We start from the raw sequence: 862 nt of genomic DNA on the forward strand, positions 1-862 counted from the left end.
CACGGTCGACCTCTTGTTGCTGTGGTTACTTTTAAGCTGCCGTTTCGTTAGGCTTTTGGTAAAGAGAAGCGTCGTACTTAAGCTTCCCCTTCGTAATTCGCTCAATCACGAAAGCTTGTTTTTCGGGGATTACTTCACCCCAGCGACACACGGCAGGGTGAGAAATCCCCAATGCACCGGCGGTTTTAGATACTCCGCCGAAGTGCTCGATTACTTCAGATTTGCGCATAGTTCCTCCTAGTTACCCGATGCAGTAAAGGTAACAAAAGGTACATTAAATAGCAAACAACAGTTACAAGGAAAGTATGTAACATTGGTTACATGAAAACAGAGATGAAAGACCGAATCAGATCCCGCCGAGTCCAACTGGACATAACACAGCAGACGCTAGCTAAGAAGCTTGGCGTCAGTCGTGTATCAGTAACAAAATGGGAGAATGGAACCACTAAGCCAGATGGAGAAAATTTGCATAATTTGGCTTTGGCACTTCAAACTACGCCGGAATGGGTTCTCTATGGCAAGGGAAGTGAGGTTGCAGACGATACGAAGGTTATTCCATTTCTGAAACCACCTACCGCCGTCCCGATCATCTCTGCTGTGCAGGCAGGTTTATGGACTGACACCTACGCATGCTCAAGGCTTACTGACGTGATTACATGGACACAAACTACTGCAAATGTTTCTGATGAAGTTTTCGGCCTCGTTGTTCGTGGCGAATCAATGACAAACCCAAACGGGTTACCCTCCATTCCTGAAGGATCTATTGTTATTGTCGAGCCTCATTACGGTCAACTGGATGACGTCTATGGCAAGATCGTCGTTGCAGTGCTTGATGGTTCATCAGAGGCAACTGTAAAAAAAC

Annotated in this window: 2 protein-coding genes; one reads left to right on the forward strand and one right to left on the reverse strand. The window is 46.2% G+C overall.

Translation table 11 applies throughout. The features are described 5' to 3' along the window. Positions 1-31: 31 nt before the first annotated feature. Positions 32-229, reverse strand: coding sequence for a Cro/CI family transcriptional regulator (locus FN633_RS09245; RefSeq protein WP_154057510.1), 198 nt, complete (start codon positions 227-229; stop codon positions 32-34). A 92-nt stretch (positions 230-321) separates the two neighbouring features. On the opposite strand from FN633_RS09245, the gene FN633_RS09250 reads away from it, so the two are divergent. After that, on the forward strand, positions 322-862 hold a 541-nt coding region (locus FN633_RS09250), incomplete at its 3' end, for a LexA family protein (RefSeq protein ID WP_208674020.1).

Origin of the sequence: Pseudescherichia vulneris, assembly GCF_902164725.1 — a bacterium.
Classification (GTDB): domain Bacteria; phylum Pseudomonadota; class Gammaproteobacteria; order Enterobacterales; family Enterobacteriaceae; genus Pseudescherichia; species Pseudescherichia vulneris.